The organism is Mesorhizobium sp. GW821-FHT07A06 (assembly GCF_059419085.1).
In genome coordinates, this window is record NZ_JBWKRC010000010.1 from 156,844 (window position 1) to 179,686 (window position 22,843).

Sequence of the window (22,843 nt, forward strand, 5' to 3'; positions counted from 1 at the left end):
GGCAGACAGCGCGAACTTCAAAACCAGCGGCAACCTGAGACCTAGTTGGCTTCTCCCCAGATCTCCTTCATGACGGACTGATCCTTGTTGTCAAAGCGCGTTTGGCAGTGCGTAAGCGATGATGGAATCGCCGGCCTCTGTTCCCGTCGACCCATGACCGCCGGCAACCACGACGAGGTACTGCCGCCCATCCGCGCCCTTGTAGGTGGAGGGCGTCGCTTGTCCGCCCGCTGGCAGCCGATCACGCCAGATTTCCGAGCCGGTCTTCAAGTCATAGCTGCGGATATAATAGTCGAGTGTGCCGCTGAGAAAGGCCACGCCGCCCTTGGTGATGATCGGCCCGCCGATACCGGGCACTCCCATTTTGAACGGCAGAGGGATCGGCGACAGGTCGCGCACGGTGCCATTGACGTGCTTGTAGACGACTTTGCCGGTGGTCAGGTCGACGCCGACGACATAGCCCCATGGCGGCGACTGGCAGGGCAGGCCTAGGGGTGACAGGAAGGCGCCCATCTTGGCTGCATAGGGCGCGCCAAAATTCTCGTTGAACACGTCCTGTCCATCCTTGCTGATGACCCGAGCAAAGGCATCGGGACGTGGCACGAGCTTGGACGTGAAGGCGAGATACACCGGCATGGCGAACATCACTTGTCGGTCCGGGTCTACGGCCACCCCGCCCCAGTTGAACGTGCCGAAATTTCCGGTATAGATGATCGAGCCTTTTGTCGTGGGTGGCGTGTAGCGCCCATCGTAGTTGAGGCCGCGGAAGGCTATACGGCAGGCAAGCTGGTCGAGTGGGGTCGCCCCCCACATATCCTTTTCGGTGAGCGGTACGGGTTTGAAGGAAATGGTCGACACGGGCTGGGTTGGCGCGGTGGTATCGCCTTTGACAGCACCGCTCGGTGCCGGCTCCTCGGTGACCGGCAGAACCGGCTCGCCGGTCTTCCGGTTCAGCACATAGACTTCGCCTTGCTTGGTCGGAGCCACCAGCGCTGGCACCTCCTTGCCGCCAATGGTGAGGTCGACAAGGCTTGGCTGTGCCGGCACGTCCATATCCCATAAATCATGGTGCACGCCTTGGAAGACCCAGGCCACCTTGCCAGTTTTCACGTCGAGCGCGAGGATCGAGGATGAGAATTTCTCGACTGCTGCGCTGCGATTGGCGCCGTACTGGTCAGGCGACTGGTTGCCCATCGGGAGATAGATCAAGCCGAGCTTCGCATCGTAGCTGGACACACTCCAGGAATTCGGCGCGTTTTCGGAGTACGTCTGGCCATTAGGGATCGGCGATGTTGCATCCGGCTTCTTGGAGTCAAAATTCCATACAAGCGCTCCCGTGTAGATGTCGAAGGCGCGAATGACGCCAGATGGCGAGGTCGTCGAAACGTTGTCATTTACCGCCCCGCCTACGATTACCAGATGCTCGGTCACGACGGGAGGCGAGGTTGAATAGACCGAGCCCGGGGTTATGTTCGGCATGTTGGCCCACAAATTGATGGTGCCGTCGTTGCCCCCAAAGCCGGGGCAGATCTTACCAGTCTCGGCACTGAGCGAGATCAGCCGACCATCGGATGTCGGAGCGAGAAGCCGCTTCACGCAGGAAGGATCGATCGAAGCGGTGACCGTTGGGTCCTTGCGGTCGACTTCGGGGTTGGGTGCGCCCCGTTTGGCCTGGCCGGTCACCACATTTTGCGGCACACCTGCAGCTTGCGTCGTCACTTCGGCCACGCTTGCCGTGAGGCGCTGCTCTTCCGTCGACGCCGTCTGAGGCGACCCGCTTACCGCGTTTGCTGCAGCCAAGGCGGGCTGCGTTGCGCTGCTGGGCCTGGGGCTCGAAGCCGAGCCATCGAAATAAGAAACACCGCGGCATGTAAGGTGCTGAGTGGTCTGCTTCACCGTCTGCTGAAGATGCGGATCGAAGCGCCACTTCTCCTTGCCTGAAACCGCGTCGAGGGCAATCACAAGATTGTGCGGTGTACAGACGTACACGGTGTTGTCGACCATGAGCGGCGTGACCTCATAGGTCGCTTCGCCGGGATCATTTGGGCCCCGGATGTCCCCGGTGTGATAGGTCCAGGCCACTGCCAGTTTTCCCACGTTCTGCGGGGTGATCTGCGTCAGGGGCGAGTAACGGTCGCCGGCAGCGGTTCGGCCATAAGCTTGCCATTCCCCGTCAGGGACGACGGTTTCTACAGCCCGCGAGGCCGACATTCGGTTATCGGCGAAGCTGCCGCCGATATCATGGGGGGACTGCAACATCGCATAGATGCCGGCCAGCGCCGTGATGACGAGGGCGCCAGCAAGGCTTCCGCTGTAGCCATCATAGCGCGCCCGACCAGTGCCAGGCCTGTGCAGTGAGCGAACCATCGGCGGCAGGAGCAAAAGTGCGCCGAGCACGATGAGCAGGCTGCCGCGCGCCGAAAGCGCCCACCAGTCGAAACCCACTTCCCACAGCGACCAGCCAAGCGTCACCAGCAGGCTTGCGCCATAGAGTGCGAGGCCCACGGGATTGCGGCGGTAAGTCAGCACCGCCGAAAACACAAGGGCAATTCCGAGGCCTATGTAAAACCATGAACCGCCAAGCGACGCGAGCCAGATCCCCCCGGCGAGTAAAACAGCCCCTATGACAAATATGATGGCAGAAAGAATTGTCCGATACATGATGTTACCGCGCGTTTTTGCCGCATGGTTCTTTCACCAAGAGCTAAGGAAAAGACGTCTTCGCTACGACGCCATGCCTGCCAGGCACCAATCACGCGGGAGGTTATGCCCCCAAACGGACAGCTCGTGATAACGTTCCCGATGCGCACGTTAACAATACGTCATAATTAAGAGTCGGGGCCGCACGGAGGATAAAAAGTGACCTGGCCAAAACTGGCGCAAGGGCTTGAGGTACAGGCATTGATTCCGAACCTTCGAAAGGAGGTCTGGACATAAGCCACCTCACAAAGCCTTGTGCTTGGTCCCCCGCTGGACATCCGGTGACATGCTCGGCCAATGCCCCGTGGCGAAGAGGGTGGGAGCTTCACTTTTCTAGGAAATGAAGAGGCCAGCTCATGCCGGTGCGGCCGGGTTTCTTGCCAGTACGGGTTTCCAGCCAAGGAGCGCGTGCCGGAAGGCAAGCAAACATATATTCGTGACAGAAGCTGCCGGCCCGGTTTCGGCCCGAAAGCTGTCGGGCAGGAATGCGCCTATTGCCGCCGTAGCGACCATAACGCGGACCTCCGGAAAGCTGACATCGTCGGCGAGCAGCGCGACGGCTGCGACGGCTGCGACGGCTGCGACGGCTGCGACGGCTGCGACGGCTGCGACGGCTGCGACGGCCCAAGGTTCCACATTCACGAGCGCGTCGTCAACGTCGACAGCTGGTCGGTGTCGTAGCGGTTCCGGAGGTCGGCGAGCGCCTTCGGATCTGGCGCCCCATGCGCCGCCAGCTCGGCCAGCTCCTCGAAATAGTGCTCGTGGCCGGGCGGAGAGACGGTCATCAGCACGCGCGCAGGCTTCTCGCTGACATTGGTGATGTTGTGCGGCACCCCGGGCGGGATGAACAGGAAGGTTCCCGGCGTTGCATGGATCGTCCTGTCGCCGACATGCCATTCACACTCGCCTTCGAGCAGGTAGAAGGTCTCCTCCTGCACCCGGTGAACATGCCGCCCGGTGGCGAATTCCGGCGGGATCGTCCAGTCGAACATGCTCGTATGCCTGGTATTTTCGTCGGTGGCGAGGAAAGCCATCGGATAGCCACGCAACATGACGCCCTTCTTCTCGTCGGGCATGCGGATGACGGCATCAGCGCTCATATGATCCTCCTCTGACAGGCGCTTAGTCTGGCAAGCGTTCACGCAACATCGGCCGCTCACGCGAGAAAGTCGTGAATTCGTTGCCAAAAATTTGCTAAAAGACTCCAATGACAGTCAGGGGCGACGTCTACCGCTTTGGGTCTTTTCACCTCGATCCGGAGGTGGGCATTCTCTTTTACGGAGATGAGCCGACTATGCTTGGGCAGCGCGCCGTCGCGCTGCTGCGACTGCTGATCCAGAACGCTGGCCAACCGGTGTCCAAAGACGCGCTGATCGACGCCGGCTGGGGCGGATCGGCGGTTGCGGATAACAATCTGACGGTTCAGATCGCTGCCTTGCGCCGGACATTGGCCGACGCGGCGAATGTCGCGAACTGGATCGAAACATTGCCGCGCCGTGGCTATCGCTATGTCGGACCCGCCGTCGTCACCAACGGTCCCGATACCTCGGCCGCCACCGGCGCCACGTCGGGACCGAGCTTGCCGGAGAAGCCATCCGTCGCCGTCCTGCCGTTCTCGAATTTGAGCGGCGACCCCCAACAGGAATATTTTGCCGATGGGATGGTGGACGACATTATCACGGGCCTGGCGCGGATCAAATGGCTTTTCGTCATAGCGCGAAACTCGACCCTTTCCTACAAAGGTCGCGCCGTCGACGTGAAGCAGATTGGCCGCGAGCTGGGCGTTCGCTATGTGCTCGAAGGCAGTGTGCGCAAGGCTGGCGGTAGCGTGCGGGTTACCGCCCAGATGATCGATGCCTCGACCGGCGCCCATGTCTGGGCCGAGCGCTATGACCGCAGTTCCGACGACATCTTCGCGCTCCAAGACGAGATCGCGCTGGCAGCAGTGGGCGCGATTGCGCCAAGCGTGCGGAAGGCCGAAATCGAACGTGTCAGGCGCAAACGCCCCGATAGCCTCGATGCCTACGATCTCGTGCTGCAGGCCCAGCCAGATGTCGATTCAGGCATGCCGGAGCAAGTGACCAGAGCGCTGGCACTTCTCGATCGCGCGATCTCGCTCGAACCAACCTATGCGCTGGCGCATGGCAACGCCGCGATGTGCCATCACTGCCTGTTCCTTCGCGCCGGCCTGCAGGAGATCAACCGTGCGTCTTCGATCCGCCACGCACGGTCGGCAATCGTCCACGGACAGGATGATGCGCTCGCCCTGACATGGGCTGGCTTTTCCATTGGAATGGATGCGCATGATCGCGCCGCTGCGTTCGCGGCATTGGAAGCCGCCCTCGCTATCAGCCCGTCATCGGCCCTGACTTACATCCTTGGCAGCGTCGTTCTCGGATGGAGCGGCGAAGCGGAGCGAGCGATAGAATGGAGCAAGCAAGGCTTGCGGCTGAGCCCATTCGATTCGTGGGCCTGGGCCGCTTTTGACGCACAGGCGATGAGCCATTTGCTGCGCGGCCATTACGAAGAGGCTTGTCGTGCTGCCTACAAGTCCGTCCAAGCCAATCCCGCGCATAGCATCACCTATGTGCAATTGGCGGCCGCGCTGGCCAAGCTTGGCCGGTTGGACGAAGCGAAGGCAGCCGCCGCTCGCGTGATCGAGCTCCAGCCGGCCTTTCGCTACAGCCGCCAGTTTGCCGGTGTTAATTGCGCGCCCGCGCTCGCGGAGGCTCTTGGCAGTGCGCTACGGACAGCCGGGTTGCCGGAGTAGCTTAATACCGCAAGAGCTTGTTGGGCGATTCGAGGGGAAGCTCGATATGTCCTTAATCCTATGATGTCGGCGCGACGCCTAAGGTCCAGGGACAACCAGGGGTGGCCCGGTAATCTCCATGTCGAACTGGGCCGCGATCGCTTTTATTTCGGCGAGATCGCGCGGAATCTCCAGTCCCTGCGCGGCAACCGCCGGAAAGAAGCCTTCGAGACCACCAGGTGACAAGATGGCGATCCATCGCGCACGCTCGATGACTACGAACGTGTGCTCGACGCCAGCAGGAATGTAGATCATGCTTCCGGCGTTGCGTTCGAAAGTATCCCCAGCGCGCCAGAAACGCAGCCGCCCTTGGAGTATGACGAAGACTTCGTCCGCCTCTAGATGACGGTGGCGCGGCGGTCCATCGCCCGGACCGGCATCGGATGCAAATGCCCCGAGCTTGCCACCGGTCTCGCACGCAGTCAGAAGCGTTTCATAGTGTGTACTGTTCCAATCGGTTTTGGTAGGTGCTGCCCTTGTTTGCATCTTCGCCACATGTGGTTGGAGTGAAGCTTAATGGCGTCACGATAGCTACACTCTGGCCTCGGGCGGTCGCCTCCTATGAACATATGAGATGCGGCGGGGAATGGTTGTCAGTAAAGCCGGCTTCCGGCAAACTGCAAATTCCTTCAGGCGAGGGCGCGGTGAAATCCGGCGCGCATGCACGACTTCGAGGGCATGGTCGGACAAATATATACGATGCGGCGGTCGAACCCGGCCGCTGGGCGCAGGTTCTTGAGACGCTGTCGGATTTCCTCGAAGGCGCCGCCACCAAGCTGACGTTCCAGAACGCAAGGACGTTGCGCAGCGAAGCGAGGTCCGTCCGCATGCCACCGGAGGCGGATCTCACATACGCGAACTACTACTACAAGACCAATGTGTTCCTGCCGCGTATTGCCAGGCTGAGCGCAGGCACGCTGATCCCGATCTGGGATCTCCTGCCACGCGAGGTTTACAGGCGCTCCGAGTTCTACAATGACTTCTGCCGGCCCGGCGACATGTGCCACTCGATTGGAGTCGTTCTGGACAACGAACCGAACATGCGCGTGGTGTTCACCTGCGGACGCGCCGAGGCGACAGGCGAGTTCGAGCCCGAGCACCTCGATCGGCTGCGCCGCATCGGGCCGCATCTGGTCCGGGCGGCGAGCGTGGGACTGCGCCTTTCAAGTTCCGACATCGCCAGGAGCGCCAATGTCGAGGCGCTCGACCGCGTCGCCCAGGGCGTGCTGATCGTGGCGGCAAACGGCGAGATCCTGTTTGCCAACCGGGCGGCCGAAGCTCTGCTCACCGAAGGCGACGGGATCAGGATGGAGAAATCTGCCCTGCGTGCAACCAGGCACGGGGATGCCGCACAATTCCAGCGATTGATTGCCGCGGAACGGTCGGGCGCCGCGGCGGCGTCATGGCGCTCGCGCGGCCGGTGCCGCGCCGGCCGCTGAGCGCGCTGGTGGTGCCGCTGAAGATCGAGTTGACGTGGTTCGTGACCGGCCGGCCCGCCGCGATCGTGTTTGTGGCCGATCCGGACAGCGCGCCGCGGACCGCGCCGGACCAGTTGCGCAATCTCTATCGGCTGACCCCGGCCGAGGCGGCCGTGGCCATAGCGATCGCCCGCGGCGGAGGGCTGCAGGCGGTCGCTGACGAACTCGGCATCAGCCTGACCACGGCGCGCACTCACCTGCAGCACGTGTTCGAAAAGACGGAGACGCGACGACAGGCAGAGCTGGTGCGCCTCATTGCGGCGAGTGGCATCTACGAGCGACTGTAGCAGCATCGCAGCGAGGCTCGCCCAATCAGGTCGAAAGAGCCTCTGAACGCCGTCGCATGCACGCGGATGCAGTGGTCTGATCCTCACTATCCGCTCCGCAAAACTGCTGGCCCGCTTGCGCCCGCAAAGCACTACGTTTTTCCACCGGAGGCGGTTGAACTTCGAACGCAGGTTATCACCGCCTTCGGGCAATAATCTCGACCGGCGCAATTAGGCCGGCTGCAATACTTTCGCTCATGTTTCGGACCATCTGGGGGCGCCGCGCTCCCATCAGTGTCTGGACGCCCAGTGCTGCCGACCCCGTGGCTGCCTGGGCGCGCTGCCGTGCGAAATAGTCGAGCGCAACATCGCGCCGCTGGCGTTCCGACAAAATCTCGAACCCTGCCGCGGAGAGGGCGTCGCGGTACTGCTCCGGCGCGGCGATCGTGTTCGTATCTGCCGTACCCGCCCATGGCAGCGGATAAGACAGCTCGACCGCTCCTGTGCGCATGACGTCGTAGACTCCGAAACGCGCACCCGCGTGCAGCACGCGCGCAACCTCCGAAAAGAGTGAGCTCTTGTCGGCGATGTTCATGCCAACGTGCAACATATAGGGGTCGGAACAAGAGCAGTTCGAAATCGTACGCTAAGGTCGAACGGAGCAGGAACGTTATGCGGCAAGCCTTAGCCCAGCCGGGAGGCGAAGCGACCTGAAGCCTTCCGGGAGATGTTGCTCACTGTCCCAGGTGTAGATACCTGTCAGGTTGATGTGCTCCCAACTCAGCGGCGAGATATGCTTCAACAGCTTATCTGGGATGTTCCTTCCCGCTCGTTTGAGCTCTGTCACCGCGCGGTCGAGATAGACCGTGTTCCAGTGGACGATCGCGCTGACGACAAGATTGAGGCCCGATGCGCGGAATGCCTGACTTTCGAACGACCGGTCGCGGAGTTCCCCACGCTCATGGAAGAAGACTGCGCGTTTGAGTTTGTGCGCTGCCTCGCCCTTGTTGAGGCCGGCTTGGCAACGCCGGCGCAATGTCGAGCTCGAGTACCATTCGATCATGAAAAGCGAGCGCTCAATGCGGCCGAGTTCCCGAAGAGCCTTGGCCAGTTGGCTTTCCTTCGGTGACGCCGAGAGCTTCTTCAAGATCGTCGAGGGCACAACGGCACGGGTGGTTATCGATGCCGCCAGATGAAGCAGATCATCCCAGTGATCGAGGATCGGGGTGGTGTTGATCGGCGCCCCGATGTGGTTTGACAGCGCCGGGTATGCATCGCCTTTCTCGAACGTGTGGAACTTCCGATCTTTGAGATTGCGCAGTCGCGGTGCGAACCGCTTGCCGATCAGAGCGAATAGGCCAAAGACGTGATCGCTCGCGCCGCCGGTGTCGGTGAAGTGTTCCTGGATGTCGAGGGCCGTATCCTGATCGAATAGCCCATCGAGCACATAGGCCGCCTCGCTTTCGGTCGGGCTGATGGGCAGAATGCTGAAGTAGCCGTACTGATCTGACAGATGGCTGTAGAACTTCGATCCGGGCTCACTGCCGTAATGTAGATTGATATCTCCGCGCTTTGCGGCGCGGTCGCTTGCTCGGAAGAATTGGCCATCAGATGACGACGTCGTGCCATTGCCCCAAAGGCGGGAATGCGGATGGCGGGTGTGTGCGTCCGTCACGCAGGCCTGGGCTGCTCGGTAGGTCTCCGACCGGGCGTGGAAAGTACGCATCCAACTGATCTGGTGAGCGCTGATGCCTTTGGATGCACTGGCCATCCGTTTCGGACCGAGGTTGGTTGCATCGGCCAGTACGCCAGCCAGCATGGCCGAGACATTCCTCGGAGTGTCACCCGTGCGAACATGGGTGAAGCAATCCGCAAACCCGGTCCATTCATGCACCTCCCTCAAGAGATCTGGCACCTCGATCAACGGATAGCGCTCGCTGAGCTCGGCATTCAGATCCTCGGCTGCTGCGGGAACTTCGCCCGCTGTTGGTGTGACGATAAGCGTTCCACCTTCGAGACGAACACCGTCGAGCTTCCCGGATCGTGCCCTATGTGCCAGGCGCTTCAGGTTGAAGTCGAGCATCTGCCGCGCTTCGGCAAGCCACGCCGCGCCGTCACCTTGGACACCAAGTCCGAGGCGACCTTCATCTTTCAGGATTGTGAACGTTGACCGCGGCATCAGGTGCTCGTCGATCGGTCGGAAGGATCGGCTGCCATCGACCCAAATGTCCGCGGATCTAAGCCGGTCTCGCAAAGCCGCGAGCGTTGCAATCTCATAGAGACGGCGATCGGGCTTGTCCTGCCCGAGAATTAGCCGTCGATCACCTCGGCTGAGGTGGGTGACCGGGACGCGATCCGGAAGGGTGCGCCGCTTCTCGGCATAGAGCCGTTTCAGCAGCGAAATCGCCGCAAGAACGGGATCGTGGCGGCGCGCTGAGCGGAATGTGAACGCTTCCAGGAACGCACCGGCGTACTTGTTGACGGTCGCATATTGCTCGGCCGCTAAGGTCAAAGGCGACGCCTCGTTGTCCTCGACCATCGACTCAAGCTCAGGCTTCATCCGAAGCAACCGGTGCCATCCAACTTCCTGATCGAGAACCTCCAATGCGTTCCGGCCATAGTCGTTCGCGGACTGAAGGGCTGTGATCGTGTCCAGGAACATGCGTAGCGCTTTGGCGGTATCCGGCCTGCAGTCCATGTGTCGCTGCTTCTTGCGGTTGTTGGCTTGCGAGAACAGCCGGCCTGTCAGCTTGATGAACATCGCCACTGCATCGTCCGTGAGCTTCTGGCCGAGCTTGATAATCTGCGCCACGATCAGCGCGTGTCGACGGCTGGCATTGAAGTCGTTGGCCAGCCATGCCGGTGTGGCGTTGCCCTCACGGATCATCTGATCCCACCGTCCAGACGATATGCGCATCTGCAATTTCGGTTCGATTTCTAGCTTGCGCAGGAAGGCGATCCGTTCGGTCAGCCCGACCAGGTTTGACGCACCTGGCGCATCCGGCGCTGATCGCAGCCAATGAAAGCGCGTCTGGCCGATGGCCGGGTCAACTTCCAACAGCTTATCCAATGATTGAAGCGTATCGACCGAAATTTCTTCGATCAGCGTTCTCTCCGCCCGCCGACGGGCAATGGCGCGGGCGGCAAGACCGATCCGTTCGATCGTGTCGATTGACGGCAGAAGAGATCCGTGGTCACGAAACATGGCGACAGTAGCACTCGCTATCGCCCCACCGTCGTCGGACATCGTGGCCGCCTGAATTGCAGCCAACAGCGCAGCTCTACGATCTTGCCCCGTCGCGCTCCGCGCGGCCAGATAAACCATCAAGCGAGCAATGTGATCGCGACGCGTTTCTTCACGGCGTGCATAGAGCGCAAACTTTCCACCGTCGGCGCCAATCTGCTCAGCAACGTACTTTAGCATTGCACGAGGCGGAGTTTCATCGGTCGCCAACACCCTGCCTGGATATCGCATCAGGCAGAGCTGAACAGCGAATCCGAGCTGATTGTGTTCTCGTCTGCGAAGTCCAATCTCAAGCCTGTCCGTCGACGACAACGAATAGTGTCGGATGAGGCCGTCCTCATCGGTTGGTATATCGAAAAGTCTCTGTCGATCCCGAACCTTGAGAAGCCTCCGTTTACCCATCGCGCAACTCCATCCACGACTAATCTGCCGGGAGCGTTGTCGAGTCGGACGGGCGACGAAATCAAAATTGGTGCCCTGCGATGGCAATCCACAGGGATCGGATGCTGCACAGCCGGACTACAGTAGAGTTCATGATCCGTTCGCCCTTAGCGCACGATTTCGCACTGCTCTTGTTCCGACCCCTATTTTGCCTTGAGAGGCTGATTGAATCGGGTGGCGACGAGGGCGGGCATGTAGAGTGCCTGCCTGAGCATTTGCCGGCCGCCCTGGATGAAGCTCTTGCCCTTCCACTGGCCGGACTGGCGGTCGACGGGGGCAAGGCCGGCCAAGCTTGCGGCTTGCTTGTTTTCGAGTGCACCCAGTTCGGGCATGTCAGCGACGATGGCGAAGGCGCTCGCCTCTCCAAGCCCCGGAATGCTGGTGAGAATATCGAAGCGGCGTCTGAGGCCGGGTTCGCTGGCGATATGAGTTCGGCATTCGGTGTCGATCGCTGTGATCTGGGCAGCGATTTGTTTCAACCGTTGCTCGGCCTGGCGCTTCAACAGCGGGATGGTCAAAGACTTCTGTCGGTTCAATGTGGCGGTGCGGTCCTTGATCAGCGCTCGTCGGGCGGCGACCAGTTCGCAAAGCGCATCAAGGGCATCGCTGCGGATCGGCCGGATCTGCGGCGCCATCAGCGCGCCAAAGTGGGCGAGCATGGCGGCATCGATCCGATCGGTCTTGGACAAGCGGCCGGCGGCCTTTGCGAAGGCACGCGTGCGCTGTGGGTTCATCTTGACCAGCGGCAGGCCCTTGGCACCCAACGTGCGCTCGAGCAACCGATGGTAGGCGCCCGTCGCCTCGTAGACGATGCGGGCAGGCGCAAGAGGCGCCAGCCAGCGGATCAGTTCGCGTAGACCGATGGCGTCGTTGGCGTATTGCCGCTCCGTCCCTTCCGGTAGGAGATGGACGTCGAGGCGATCTTTCGAGATGTCGATTCCGAGTGTGCGTGGTATGATTGCGGTCATCTTTTCCGTGTCCCGTGCTTGTCATCCGGGTCTAGAAACCCGGCTATCCGTTCAGGCCTCATGGAAAAGAGAGGGGCGATCATACTCTAGCTCGGTCCATCACGACCGGCGATTTCGATCCCACCCCCTCCCGGCGCCTGCGGGTGGTAAACGCCCGCAGGCGGCAACCCACTTTGGCCTCGAAACGACGGAAAGTCATAAGACAAGCATTATTACGGCAAAAGCTGTTTCGAGATGTTTGATATGTTCGCTGGCACAAGCACCGGCTCGATCATCGCGTCCATGCTGGCGTCGGGTTACCCCCTGAAGACGATCATCTCGCTCTATGCGGAGCCTGGTGTGAGGAAATCGTTGTTCAGAGACAACCGTGCCGGCCAGCATCACGCGTTTCGTTATTTTGATTTGCGAACGCTTGGGCCCGACTCGATTGCCAACCTGGATGACGCGAAGTACGCCAACAAAATTCTGGATGCGGTTGAGAGCTATGTGGGGGTCGTCAAACGCATAATCCACGACGCCGCGGAGCAGATCATGGCTCCGCGTTTTCGCAAGACGGGCATGAAGGAGCTTTTGTATCAGTTCCTGTCCAAGCGCAGCGAGGCTGGGCTCGTGCCCTATGCCTTAAAAGACTGCGGGAAGGACGGGACCTACAAAGACATCCTCGTCACGGCGCGAGACCTCGATAGGTGCGAGACCACCTTCTTCACGGCCTTCCACATTCCGTACGAGTCTACGGATCCGCGGGAGGACGAGGTCCTTTTGCTGAGGTTAGGTCCCGGCTGGGAGCAGACTTATCCTGGGCGCAAAGTCGACGTTGTCACTGGAACCTACCGTGACGTCCTCCTTAAAGATGCGGTTGAAGCGAGCGCCTCGGCACCAATCTACTTCTCGCCCAGGGGGCAGTTCTCCGACGGCGGTCTCGGTGCACACAATAATCCAGCCTTCATGGCCGTGATAGAGGCTCTCCTCTATAGTCATATCGACACGAACCCGCATCCACTCCCGCTAAAGTAACGGCTAACCAGTTCGACCTCATGGATGGCGTTGCCCAGCAATTCGCCTTGTTCGCGCGGAACGCCGACTTTGGCTTTGGCCAAGGCGGGTATCAAATGACGGGGCGTGGAAATGTTTCCATCGACACCTACGCTGCGCTAGTCAGACAAAACTTCCGACGTTTCGAGTAGTAGGGCGACAGACGAATTTAGCATCGATTACCTGATGCAGACTGGTGCGACCCAGTCGTGCCGTGGCCCTGAGCCTATCGGGCGAATAGGCGAGAGCAGCGATATCGAGGAACCTTCAGCGCAGAATTTTGTCGCAGCAGTTGTTCGTCTGGTGGTTCGCTTCTGGCATTTCAGCACATAGCTTCGCCAAACCAAAGTCTGCTTTCCGGTGGCCGCTAAGCTGCGCTCTGTGGCCGACATACGGCGCATGGCCGTCGACATCGCAGTAGAGGGCGCAAGCTTCGCGTGCGCTACGTCGTGGAGGGCAGTGATCGCGCATGCGAGCAACGCAATGTGTAGCTCGACCGGAGCCTATTGATCGGGACCATTGCAGGCTCTGCAGCCTTCTTCTCTCCGAGTGACTGACTGAGAGGCTTCACTGAGCGGTCCGTCCATGTCCACCGCGTCGCCTAACGGGGGCGGTCACGCCATCGCCGACATCAGCCGCAAACTAAAATCCCCATAGCCATCAACTGTGGCCCGCGGGTTCCTGCATGAGAGGCTTTCGTACGCCTCACGGCACCCGAAACCCTTTAGCATTTCGGCCATCGGGATCACATGTAACCTTGCCCGAAAGCGGTCACTGTGCGCTCGAGTTCTTGATCGACTTCGCTGATTCCAAGCCCGAATGGGCCGCCGACGGCGCCTGCAACTTCGACGAGAGCATCCGGTCCGGGACTACTCCGTTAGAGTGCCGGAGATTCGGATCGTAGCTGGGCTGAGGTCCCGTCCGGAATACCCAACCGGATCAAATGGTGCACTGTATCCTCCCGCAGTTTTCGCCAGAGTTGATACCAGGCGGGTGAGCGCCAGAACACTTCCTTGCTATGCTGCAGACGCCTCCTCTGCGAGAAGCGGCGTGGCAACGAGTTAGATCCGGAGCCCCGTCATCGGATTGCCGACATATATCTCAAAAACTTCACAATCCTTGAAGTAATCGCGTTTTTCAGATTGATGACTAGCCGCTAGCACTGTTTCGAGACGACGGGCGTCTATTACGTGGAGCGAAGCGTGACATTGCCAGTGCAGCCTGCGCAACCGCAGTCTTCGTCGCTGCTGCAGCGATCGGAGCTCGCCGTACCTGCGACATCGCTCAACTTTTTCGCAAACGCAGCGGCAGGGCAGGCAGACGCGGTCTTTCTCGACCTTGAAGATTCAGTCGCACCGCCGCGGAAGCTGGAAGCGCGCGCCAACGCCATCCGCGCGCTGACGGAGTTCGATTGGGGCAGCAAGATGATGGCGGTCAGGGTCAATGCCCTGGATACACCTTGGGCATTGCGTGACATTCTCGATCTCGCGACAAAAGCGCCGCGCCTTGATCTCATTCTCCTCCCCAAGGCAGGTACGGCCGCCGACGTTGTTTTCGTCGATCGCATTCTGTCGTTTGCAGAGGCAGAGGTGTCTCGGGCCAAACCGCTAGGGATCGAAGTCCTTATCGAGACCGCGATGGGGGTCGCTCATGCCGAAGAAATCGCCGCGTCGTCGCCGCGCTTGCAGTCAATGATATTTGGTGTTGGCGACTACACGGTCGACATGCGAACGAACGATCGCGTGTTTGGGAAAGTGAACCCCGAATATGCGATGCATACGGCGAACCCGAACGGGACGCTTTCATCGCATGTCAATGACCAGTGGCATTTCGCACTTGCGCGGATCGCAAATGCCTGTCGCGCCTACGGAATCAGGCCGATCGACGGGCCTTATACAGACTTCGGAGATCCTGACGGGTTTCGTGCAAGTGCCGAGCGCGCCAGAGCTCTCGGGTTTGAAGGCAAATGGGCCATTCATCCATCCCAGATCGATATGGCAAACGAGATTTTTTCCCCTTCAGAGAGCGATCAACAATGGGCGCAGCAGATCGTTACAGCCCTTGATGAGTCCACTCGCAAAGGCAATGGCGCCGTCGGCGTCGGCGGTGTTTTGGTTGACATGGCGCACTACAAGGTTGCGACCCGAATCCTCGAAAAAGCGGAACGAGTCGCTGCGTATTCCTCGCGTGGAGTTTAAGTTTTGACCGTGCGGCCTCTGGACGGCATTCGGGTCTTGGATGTGGCAACGTTCCTTGCCGCCCCGTTCTGCGGCGTGATTCTGGCTGACTTTGGTGCCGAAGTGATCAAGGTGGAACAGCCCGGTGAAGGGGACCCGCTGCGTAAGTTCGGCACTCCGACCGAATGCGGTGACACCCTGGTCTGGCTTAGCGAGGCAAGGAACAAGAAATACATCACGCTCGATTTGCGCACTATCGAGGGTGCCAATCTGCTGCGCGAGTTGGTTGCGCAATCGGACGTGGTGCTCGAGAACTTTCGACCAGGCACCATGGAGAAATGGGGCCTCGGGTACGAGGCGCTGCGTGAGATCAACCCGCGAATCGTCATGCTAAGCATAAGCGCCTATGGTCAGGACGGCCCTTACAAGGACAAGCCCGGCTTTGCGCGCATAGCGCATGCATTCAGTGGACTGAGTTACCTTGCCGGTGAAAGTGGAAGAGCTCCAGTTGTACCCGGCTCGACGTCCATCGGAGACTATGTGTCGGGCATGTGGGGGGCGATTGGCGTCCTGCTTGCCATGCGCACGGTCGAGAAGACCGGTAAGGGCCAGGTGGTGGATATCGGTCTTTATGAAAGTGTCTTCCGCCTGATGGACGAATTGGTGCCCGCCTATCACAAATACGGGGTTGTACGCGAAAGGCTAGGCCCCGATGTTGCGTTCGTGGTGCCGCATGGACACTGGGCGTGCGCGGACGGTAAATGGATAGCTATCGCGTGCTCGTCGGAACGAATGTTCGAGCGATTTGCCGCAGCGATGGGTCAGCCTGGTTTGGCGGTTTGCTCGGATTTCTCGAGCAATGCCGCTCGCATGGTAAATCGAGATAAGATCAACGATATAATTTCTGCTTGGGCGGCCGGAATTTCCCGTGAGGAGGCGCTGGCGGCATGTGATCGCGAGCAGGTCGCCTGCGGCCCATTGCTCAGCATCGATGAGATCGTATGCAACCCGCAATACCTGGCGAGGAAGGATTTCGAAGTGATGCAGAATGATCGGGTCAGCAATTTGATGTTGCCGACTCAGCCACTGCGGCTTTCGGAGACCCCGGCCCAGTTTCACAACGTCGGAGGTCCCCTCGGTCAGCACACCGAGGAAATATTGGGAAAACTTCTTGGGGTCTCGATCGAGCAGATTGCTGAGCTGCGGGCCAACGGTGTCATTTAATCGATTTGGAAGCTAGTTCGGATGGCGAGTGACACGTTCGACTATGTGATCGTTGGTGCTGGGGCTGCGGGTTGTCTGCTTGCCAACCGACTGACCGCAGATGGCAAAACAACGGTCTGCATTCTGGAAGCGGGTCCACGCGACAACAGTATCTACCTCCATATACCAGGCGGCTTCATCAAGGCTGTCTCCGATCCCCGCTACACATGGCAGTTCCAGACGGAGGGCGGACCGGGTACGGCTGGCCGCCGTATCAATACGCTCCAGGGGCGGACGCTCGGGGGCTCCAGTTCCATTAACGGCCTCAACTATAACCGCGGTCAGCACGCCGATTTTGACGGTTGGGCCCGGCGCGGGAACAGAGGCTGGAGCTTCGATGAGGTCTTGCCCTATTTCAAGCGCACCGAACGGCGTATTGGACCGGGAGACAATATCTATCGGGGGCGGGACGGTGAACTGCCGATAACAGATTGCGATTGGCGGCATCCGCTATGCGATGCCTTCATCGCGGCGGCCCAGGAGACCGGATTTCCCACCAATGCCGATTACAATGGAGCGCGCCAGACCGGCGTGGGCTACTATCAGCGATGGATTCACAAAGGCTGGCGCTACAGCGCGGCGCGAGCCTTCCTTCGACCGGCCGAACGCCGGCAAAATCTGACCGTCCGCGTGAACGCCCAGGCGATGTCCGTCATCTTGGAGGGCAAGAAAGCGTCGGGGATTCGCTACGCCGCTGCGCGTGGGGCCCCGCAAAAAGAAGTGCGTGCGTCGCGCGAGGTGATCCTGTGCGCGGGCGCGGCCAACACCCCCAAGCTGCTGCAACTATCCGGTATCGGAGCTCCCGATCTGCTGGCGGCGATCGGCGTGACGGTTGCGCGCGCACTCCCTGGCGTGGGTGAGAACCTCAAGGACCACTACCTCGTTCGGATGGTGTCTCGCGTCTCTGGCCTTGAAACGATCAACGATGCCGTGCGCGGATTGAAACTGTGGCGCGAAATTGCCCGTTGGGCAATTGGTCGTCCAAGCGTCCTGGCCATCAGTCCGTCGGTCGTCGGCGCCTTCGGCAATGCGCGGGACATGCATGAGGAGCCGAATCTGCAGTTCGTTTTCACGCCGGGCAGCTACCAAAAGAGCGTCAGTGGCAAACTAGACAGTTTTCCTGGCGCCACGCTCGGCGTGTATCAGATGCGGCCGGAGAGTGCCGGCTATGTGCGCGCGCGGTCGGCCGATCCATTCGACGATCCGGCGATCCAGCCGAACTATCTTGCCCATCCAATTGATCAGGATGCAATCCTGGGCGGTATTCGCATGGTGCGCCAGCTTTTTGATGCGCCGTCGCTGGCGCGCTACTGCGTCGAGGAAGTTGCCCCGGCGCGAAACGCAAAAAGTGACGAGGATCTGCTTCAATTTGCAAGAACCGAAGGCAATACGGCATACCATCTGATCGGGACATGCAGAATGGGTCCAAGCGACCGTTCGGATTCCGTGGTCGACAACAATCTTCGTGTGATTGGGCTGGACCGGTTGCGCATTGTCGATGCGTCGATCATGCCATCGATGCCATCCGCCAACACCGCAGCGGCCGTTTTCATGATTGCTGAGAAAGCCGCGGACATGATCTTAGAGCGCAAACAGGCCTAGGCTGCCGAAGCCCAGCCAGATCCGGAAAAGGACGATGACAATGCTTGAGTTGGATCATCTATCGCAGTCGATGGCCTTCTCCAATCATGTGGACGGAGCCGAGCAGCCGGCCATCGGAGGTCGCACCTTCACGTCAGTCAATCCGACCACAGGGCTCGAATGGGGACAGTTTGCGCTGTCGTCAAAGGATGACGTGGACGCTGCCGTCCGTGCCGCGGACCGAGCGTTTCGTGACGGTCCCTGGGCTCGCCTTTCGCCAACGCGGCGGGGCCGCTTGATGATGCAATGGGGCGAGAAGATTGCCGCAAATGCCGAACAGATCGCCCGCATCGAGACGCTTCAGAACGGCAAGCTGCTTGCGGAAATGCGGGCCCAGGCGCTAGCCGCCAGGGAGTGGCTCTACTATTTCGGCGGCCTCGCTGACAAGGTGGAGGGGGCGGTTATCCCCCTCGACCGCACCTCAGTCCTTAACTACACGCTGCGCGAACCGATCGGCGTCGTTGGCGTAATTGTGCCGTGGAATTCGCCGACGTTCATCACCATGATGGCAGTATGTCCCGCGCTCGCGGCGGGAAACACGATCGTCATCAAACCGTCGGAAGTCACACCGGCCTCGGCTATCCTGCTCGCCCGTCTGGCAGACGAAGCCGGAATACCGCCTGGCGTGATCAACGTGGTGACTGGCGAACGCGATGCCGGCGAAGCGCTGGTGGACCACGAACTGGTTCGAAAGATAAATTTCACCGGGAGCGAGACGGGAGGCCGTGACGTTGGTGCGCGCGCTGCGCGCCGTCTGGCAGGAAGCGTACTCGAACTCGGCGGCAAAAGTCCCAACATCGTGTTTGCCGATGCCGACCTTGCCCGCGCCGAGGCCGGCGTTCTTGCGGGTATATTCGCGGCGGCTGGACAAACTTGCGTGGCCGGCTCGCGGGTTTTTGTTGAGCGCCCGATCTACGATCAGTTCCTGCAGCGGCTGATCGAGCGAACCCGCCACATTGTCGTGGGCGATCCGCTTCTGGCTTCGACGCAAATGGGTCCCGTGGCGTCGCGCCGTCAACTCGATCGCGACCTTAGCATGATTGCAACGGCGGTAGCGGACGGTGGAGAAGTCCTCTTCGGCGGCAACCGAATGTCCCTCGCTTCCCATCCCGGCGGGTTTTTTCTGGCACCCACAATCCTGCACAATTGCGCGATGGACAACTCGATATCGCAAAACGAGGTTTTCGGCCCTGTTGTCACAGTCACGCCTTTTTCCGGCGAAGACGAGGTCGTCGATTTTGCAAACGGCACCGCCTACGGCCTTGCCGCGGGCCTTTGGACTGAGTCCCTTAGCAGGGCACACCGCATGGCCAAACGGCTCCAGGCGGGCACTGTCTGGATCAATACCTATCGCGCCTTGGCATTCAACACACCCTTTGGTGGCTACAAAGCGAGCGGTCTCGGCCGCCAGAACGGCATCGAGGCGATTGGTCAATACCTTCAGTCGAAAAGCGTATGGTGCGAACTCAGTGAGGAGATCCAGGATCCTTTCGTCCTGAAGACTTAAGCGGAGATGGATTCCGCAAGCCCATTGGAAGCTTTGCTTTGCGTCTTCATCGCTTGAAACAATGGCAACAAACGCGAGACCGCCGGCGACGGAAGATGTCCTCGTAGAGTGATAATCGCCAATTGGCGGCTAAGCGGCGGGTCGACGATGCGCAGGGCACGAAGCCCCTTAGGCATTTTACTCGGCAACGAGATTTTGGGCAGAATGGCGACGCCGAGTCCGTGCTCCGCCATCGAAATCAGCGTCTGTGCCTGAGTGAATTGGTAGCGCGTATTCAAGCTAAGGCCATGTTGAGCGGCAATTTCGTCGACTGAAGCTCGAAGCGCGGTTGAGCGATCGAGAAGCAACAGTGGCTTGTTGGCGAGCTCCCCAAGGGAGATAGTCCGCTTGGTTCCATCGGTTGTATCCAGACGGGTCGGAATGAGCGCAAAATAAGGATCCTCCATGACCGGCAGGAATTGAAGGTCCTTCGCTTCAAGGACCGGGCCTACCCCGAAGTCGACGGTTCTCTGGCGGACGCCTTCAAGGATCGCCGCCGCACTGGCTTCCTGAACGTGGACCTCGATCTCCGGATACGAGGTCTCGAATTCGGCCAAAATCGGAGCCAAGTGACGCGACGCAATGGTGGGAGAACATGCAAGCGATACGCGACCCCGCTTCACATCCACAGATTCCCGTATCGACTTAAGGCCGAGTTCGACCTCATTTATGCCGCGCTGTGCCGCCGCCAGAAGTTGTTCGCCTTCCGAAGTCAAAGTTACTCGTCGCGTAGTGCGATGAAAGAGCGAAACCCCCAGTTGGTCTTCAAGCCGTTTGATTTGCGCACTTATAGCAGACTGTGATAGGCCGCTCAAAGTCGCAGCCTGTCTGAAGCTATATTGTTCCGCAACCAATATGAATCCCTGGATCAATTTCAGATTGATCTTGGTGATAGGCTTTAGCGTGACGGTCACGAGGCGGCATCCCCAATCATTTATCAATCCGCTACATTGTGCATCAAAGGTGGTCAAACGAAACTTGCGAACAGCTGACGAATCCCTGACTCTGTTCGGTTGCGTTAGCCAGTCATATCGCATTGATCAGCATTTACGCACAATCCACGACATTAACTAACTTGCTGAAAGTCATCTGATTCTGGAAATGTCGAGGATGCAGATCCGGACGGGTTTAGGGAGGTAGGACTTGGCGCGTCACGCACAATTCAGCCAGGAGAAGATCGTGTTGTCGATCTTCCTTGTCGTGTTCGTTTGCTTCTGCGCACTTCTCAACGGGTTTCTGAGCGTTGGAAATCTGCTCAATCTCCTGCGCAGCGTGGCCGTTCTGGGAATACTGAGCATCGGCATGGCATTTGTGGTCATCGGGCGCGGTATCGATTTGTCGATAATCGCCAACCTGGTGATTTCCATGGGGTATGCGATGTTCCTTGCCAACAATGGCCATTCGCTGCCTCTGGCGTTGGCGATTGGCTTTGGCATCTGCCTGATATTCGGCCTGATCAATGGCATCCTGGTCGCATATGTCGAGATCCCCGCACTCTTCGCGACACTTGCATTCGGCACCGCGATCTACGGCTTCGGGCGGGCATACCTCATTCCCACTGACGTCGTGTACCTGCCCCAGGGGACCGGATGGTTCGAATTTCTGGGCAAGGGCAGCATCGCGACGGTGCCAATGCCGATCATCAACTTCCTGGTCCTCGCGGTTGTCGTCTATGCGGTTTTGAAATTCACCAAATTTGGCTGGTACATCTATGGCATCGGTGAAAACCTGTTGTGCGCCAGGATAACCGGCATTCCCATCAGAATCGTGATGGTGCTCCAGTATGTCGTCTCGGCCGGCATAACGTTCCTGGGCGCCGCAATCTTTGCCGCCTCTGTGTCGAGCATCAATACGCGTCTCTTCAACTCGACGATGATTTATGACGTCATTCTTGTCGTCGTGCTGGGTGGCATCGCGCTGAGTGGGGGTAAGGGTGGGGTCCGCAACGTGGTTGTCGGCGCGCTTTTGGTCGGCACATTGCTGAACGGCATGACGATCATGGACATGCCGCTCACGTTGCAGAACCTGACCAAAGGGGTCCTGCTCGTGGTCGCGATCGTCATCGATGCGGTGCTCAATCCAAGAGACGAACAAGTTTCACAACAGGGCGATATTTGACGCTCGCCTGATCAACGGGAGGAACCTATGAAACGACTAAAATACCTGCTGGGAGTGATGATCTCGGCAATGGCGTTGACAACGACCGTTTCGGCTGAGGGCATTGAAGACCAGTTCCGGGCACCCTATCAGGATGTGTTCAAGGGCAAGAAGGTCGCCTACATACCGCTTTCCATGGGCATCGACGTCGCACAGGGCTGGGGTGCCCTCTGGCAACGCCAGGCAGACCAACTCGGTTATGAGTTCATCGTGCGCGACCCTAACTGGGATACGTCGGTGGGAGCTCAGGCATTGACCCAGCTCATCGCCGAAAAGCCGGATGTCATCATTGTGCAGAACCCCGACCTGCAATCCTACTCGCGCCTCACCCGCCAAGCCGAAGAGGCCGGCATCTACGTTCTCCAGATTCAGCAGAGTTCCGCGACCCAGACCGAAGGATTCGTCGGGCCGGACTGGGTTGATCTCGGTTCGTTGCTGGTCGAGTCAATCCACAAGCGCTGCGGCGAGGGCACCAATACGTCCCACAAGATCGCAGTCCTGCAAGGTCAGCTGACCGCCGCAGCGAGCCTGTACCAGATCAAGGGTGTAAACGACGCACTGGCGAAGTACCCCGAATTGAAGGTGGTTTCGAACCAGGCCGCGGATTGGGATGCAAGCAAAGCCAACGCAGTCACCAAGACGGTGCTTCAGCAGAACCCTGATCTGTGCGGCATTGTCGGCTTCTGGGACGGCCAGGACGTCGGCGCGGCGGCGGCTGTCGAGGAAGCTGGCATGAAGGACAAGGTATACATCGCAACATCGGGCTCCGGCGAATCCGCCATGTGCAAGAATGTCACGGACGGAAAGTTCAGCGACGTGGTCAACATGGACATCCCCGGCGGCGGGCGCGATATCAATACGCTGATCCGGTTCCTGCTGCAGAGCAAGCCAGCGCCGGGGACGCTGAAGGCTCAGCTCTACGTGCCGCTGAAGGTGGTCTCCAAGGAGACGGTCAAGCCGTCCGACTGCTACCTGTTGGAAGATCTCAAGAAATAGCCGGTGACAAGGCATGGATGGGTGGCGCAGGACATGGTTCACCGTGTCCCGCGCCACGCCGACAAAACCAGGCGGCATGTAAGAGCAGCGTTGCACTGCTTGGCGCGAGACAGCGGGTTCGCCAT

The 22,843-nt window shown here is 59.6% G+C and carries 17 protein-coding genes; 10 read left to right on the forward strand and 7 right to left on the reverse strand.

The genetic code is table 11. The features are described 5' to 3' along the window. Positions 1-90 precede the first annotated feature (90 nt). Both AC07SZ_RS26770 and AC07SZ_RS26775 read right to left on the reverse strand, forming a co-directional pair. Entirely contained in the window at positions 91-2,661 is a 2,571-nt protein-coding gene (locus tag AC07SZ_RS26770) for a membrane-bound PQQ-dependent dehydrogenase, glucose/quinate/shikimate family (protein ID WP_494916550.1), read from the reverse strand. A 677-nt stretch (positions 2,662-3,338) separates the two neighbouring features. Next, on the reverse strand, positions 3,339-3,800 hold the full coding sequence (locus AC07SZ_RS26775) for a cupin domain-containing protein (protein ID WP_019863768.1): 462 nt from the start codon (positions 3,798-3,800) through the stop codon (positions 3,339-3,341). Positions 3,801-3,907: 107 nt separating this feature from the next. On the opposite strand from AC07SZ_RS26775, the gene AC07SZ_RS26780 reads away from it, so the two are divergent. Next, positions 3,908-5,470 carry a winged helix-turn-helix domain-containing tetratricopeptide repeat protein gene (locus AC07SZ_RS26780; protein WP_027047876.1) on the forward strand — a complete coding sequence of 521 codons (1,563 nt, stop codon included), beginning with the start codon at positions 3,908-3,910 and terminating at the stop codon, positions 5,468-5,470. Between the two features lie 78 nt (positions 5,471-5,548). On the opposite strand, the gene AC07SZ_RS26785 is transcribed toward AC07SZ_RS26780, so the two are convergent. Next, positions 5,549-5,995: a cupin domain-containing protein gene (locus AC07SZ_RS26785; protein WP_494916552.1), complete on the reverse strand. Its 447-nt coding sequence runs from the start codon at positions 5,993-5,995 to the stop codon at positions 5,549-5,551. 158 nt (positions 5,996-6,153) lie between these two features. On the opposite strand from AC07SZ_RS26785, the gene AC07SZ_RS26790 reads away from it, so the two are divergent. Together AC07SZ_RS26790 and AC07SZ_RS26795 are read left to right on the forward strand one after the other, a co-directional pair. Continuing rightward, a complete protein-coding gene (locus AC07SZ_RS26790) occupies positions 6,154-6,948 on the forward strand; it encodes a hypothetical protein (RefSeq protein ID WP_494916553.1) in 795 nt (264 codons plus the stop codon). Continuing rightward, positions 6,912-7,274: a helix-turn-helix transcriptional regulator gene (locus tag AC07SZ_RS26795; protein WP_019863764.1), complete on the forward strand. Its 363-nt coding sequence runs from the start codon at positions 6,912-6,914 to the stop codon at positions 7,272-7,274. Before AC07SZ_RS26790 ends, AC07SZ_RS26795 begins: the two co-directional genes overlap by 37 nt. Positions 7,275-7,449: 175 nt before the next feature. Here AC07SZ_RS26795 and AC07SZ_RS26800 read toward each other — a convergent pair whose 3' ends face one another. From AC07SZ_RS26800 to AC07SZ_RS26810, 3 genes are all read right to left on the reverse strand, one after another. Next, positions 7,450-7,848, reverse strand: coding sequence for a class I SAM-dependent methyltransferase (locus AC07SZ_RS26800; RefSeq protein ID WP_155249187.1), 399 nt, complete (start codon positions 7,846-7,848; stop codon positions 7,450-7,452). 75 nt (positions 7,849-7,923) lie between these two features. Then, positions 7,924-10,899, reverse strand: a complete 2,976-nt coding sequence (locus AC07SZ_RS26805) for a Tn3 family transposase (protein ID WP_494916554.1) — start codon at positions 10,897-10,899, stop codon at positions 7,924-7,926. 182 nt (positions 10,900-11,081) lie between these two features. Continuing rightward, positions 11,082-11,906: an IS110 family RNA-guided transposase gene (locus AC07SZ_RS26810; protein WP_494916555.1), complete on the reverse strand. Its 825-nt coding sequence runs from the start codon at positions 11,904-11,906 to the stop codon at positions 11,082-11,084. A gap of 234 nt (positions 11,907-12,140) precedes the next feature. Between AC07SZ_RS26810 and AC07SZ_RS26815 the strand changes: the two genes are divergently transcribed. From AC07SZ_RS26815 to AC07SZ_RS26835, 5 genes are all read left to right on the forward strand, one after another. Beyond that, a complete protein-coding gene (locus tag AC07SZ_RS26815; protein ID WP_494916556.1) occupies positions 12,141-12,920 on the forward strand; it encodes a patatin-like phospholipase family protein in 780 nt (259 codons plus the stop codon). Between the two features lie 1,220 nt (positions 12,921-14,140). After that, complete coding sequence (locus tag AC07SZ_RS26820; RefSeq protein ID WP_494916558.1) at positions 14,141-15,136, forward strand: HpcH/HpaI aldolase/citrate lyase family protein; 996 nt, start codon at positions 14,141-14,143, stop codon at positions 15,134-15,136. A 9-nt stretch (positions 15,137-15,145) separates the two neighbouring features. Continuing rightward, the gene (locus AC07SZ_RS26825; RefSeq protein WP_494916625.1) at positions 15,146-16,339 is read left to right on the forward strand and encodes a CaiB/BaiF CoA transferase family protein; all 1,194 of its coding nucleotides are present in this window, start codon (positions 15,146-15,148) and stop codon (positions 16,337-16,339) included. Between the two features lie 21 nt (positions 16,340-16,360). Next, on the forward strand, positions 16,361-17,980 hold the full coding sequence (locus tag AC07SZ_RS26830; protein ID WP_494916560.1) for a GMC family oxidoreductase: 1,620 nt from the start codon (positions 16,361-16,363) through the stop codon (positions 17,978-17,980). A 40-nt stretch (positions 17,981-18,020) separates the two neighbouring features. Further along, on the forward strand, positions 18,021-19,526 hold the full coding sequence (locus tag AC07SZ_RS26835) for an aldehyde dehydrogenase (protein ID WP_494916561.1): 1,506 nt from the start codon (positions 18,021-18,023) through the stop codon (positions 19,524-19,526). Here AC07SZ_RS26835 and AC07SZ_RS26840 read toward each other — a convergent pair. Next, positions 19,523-20,536, reverse strand: coding sequence for a LysR family transcriptional regulator (locus AC07SZ_RS26840; protein ID WP_494916563.1), 1,014 nt, complete (start codon positions 20,534-20,536; stop codon positions 19,523-19,525). The two genes, AC07SZ_RS26835 and AC07SZ_RS26840, sit on opposite strands and share 4 nt — an antisense overlap. 172 nt (positions 20,537-20,708) lie before the next feature. On the opposite strand from AC07SZ_RS26840, the gene AC07SZ_RS26845 reads away from it, so the two are divergent. Beyond that, positions 20,709-21,683, forward strand: coding sequence for an ABC transporter permease (locus tag AC07SZ_RS26845; RefSeq protein WP_494916565.1), 975 nt, complete (start codon positions 20,709-20,711; stop codon positions 21,681-21,683). 27 nt (positions 21,684-21,710) lie between these two features. Continuing rightward, positions 21,711-22,718: a sugar ABC transporter substrate-binding protein gene (locus tag AC07SZ_RS26850; RefSeq protein ID WP_494916567.1), complete on the forward strand. Its 1,008-nt coding sequence runs from the start codon at positions 21,711-21,713 to the stop codon at positions 22,716-22,718. The last annotated feature ends 125 nt before the right edge of the window (positions 22,719-22,843 follow it).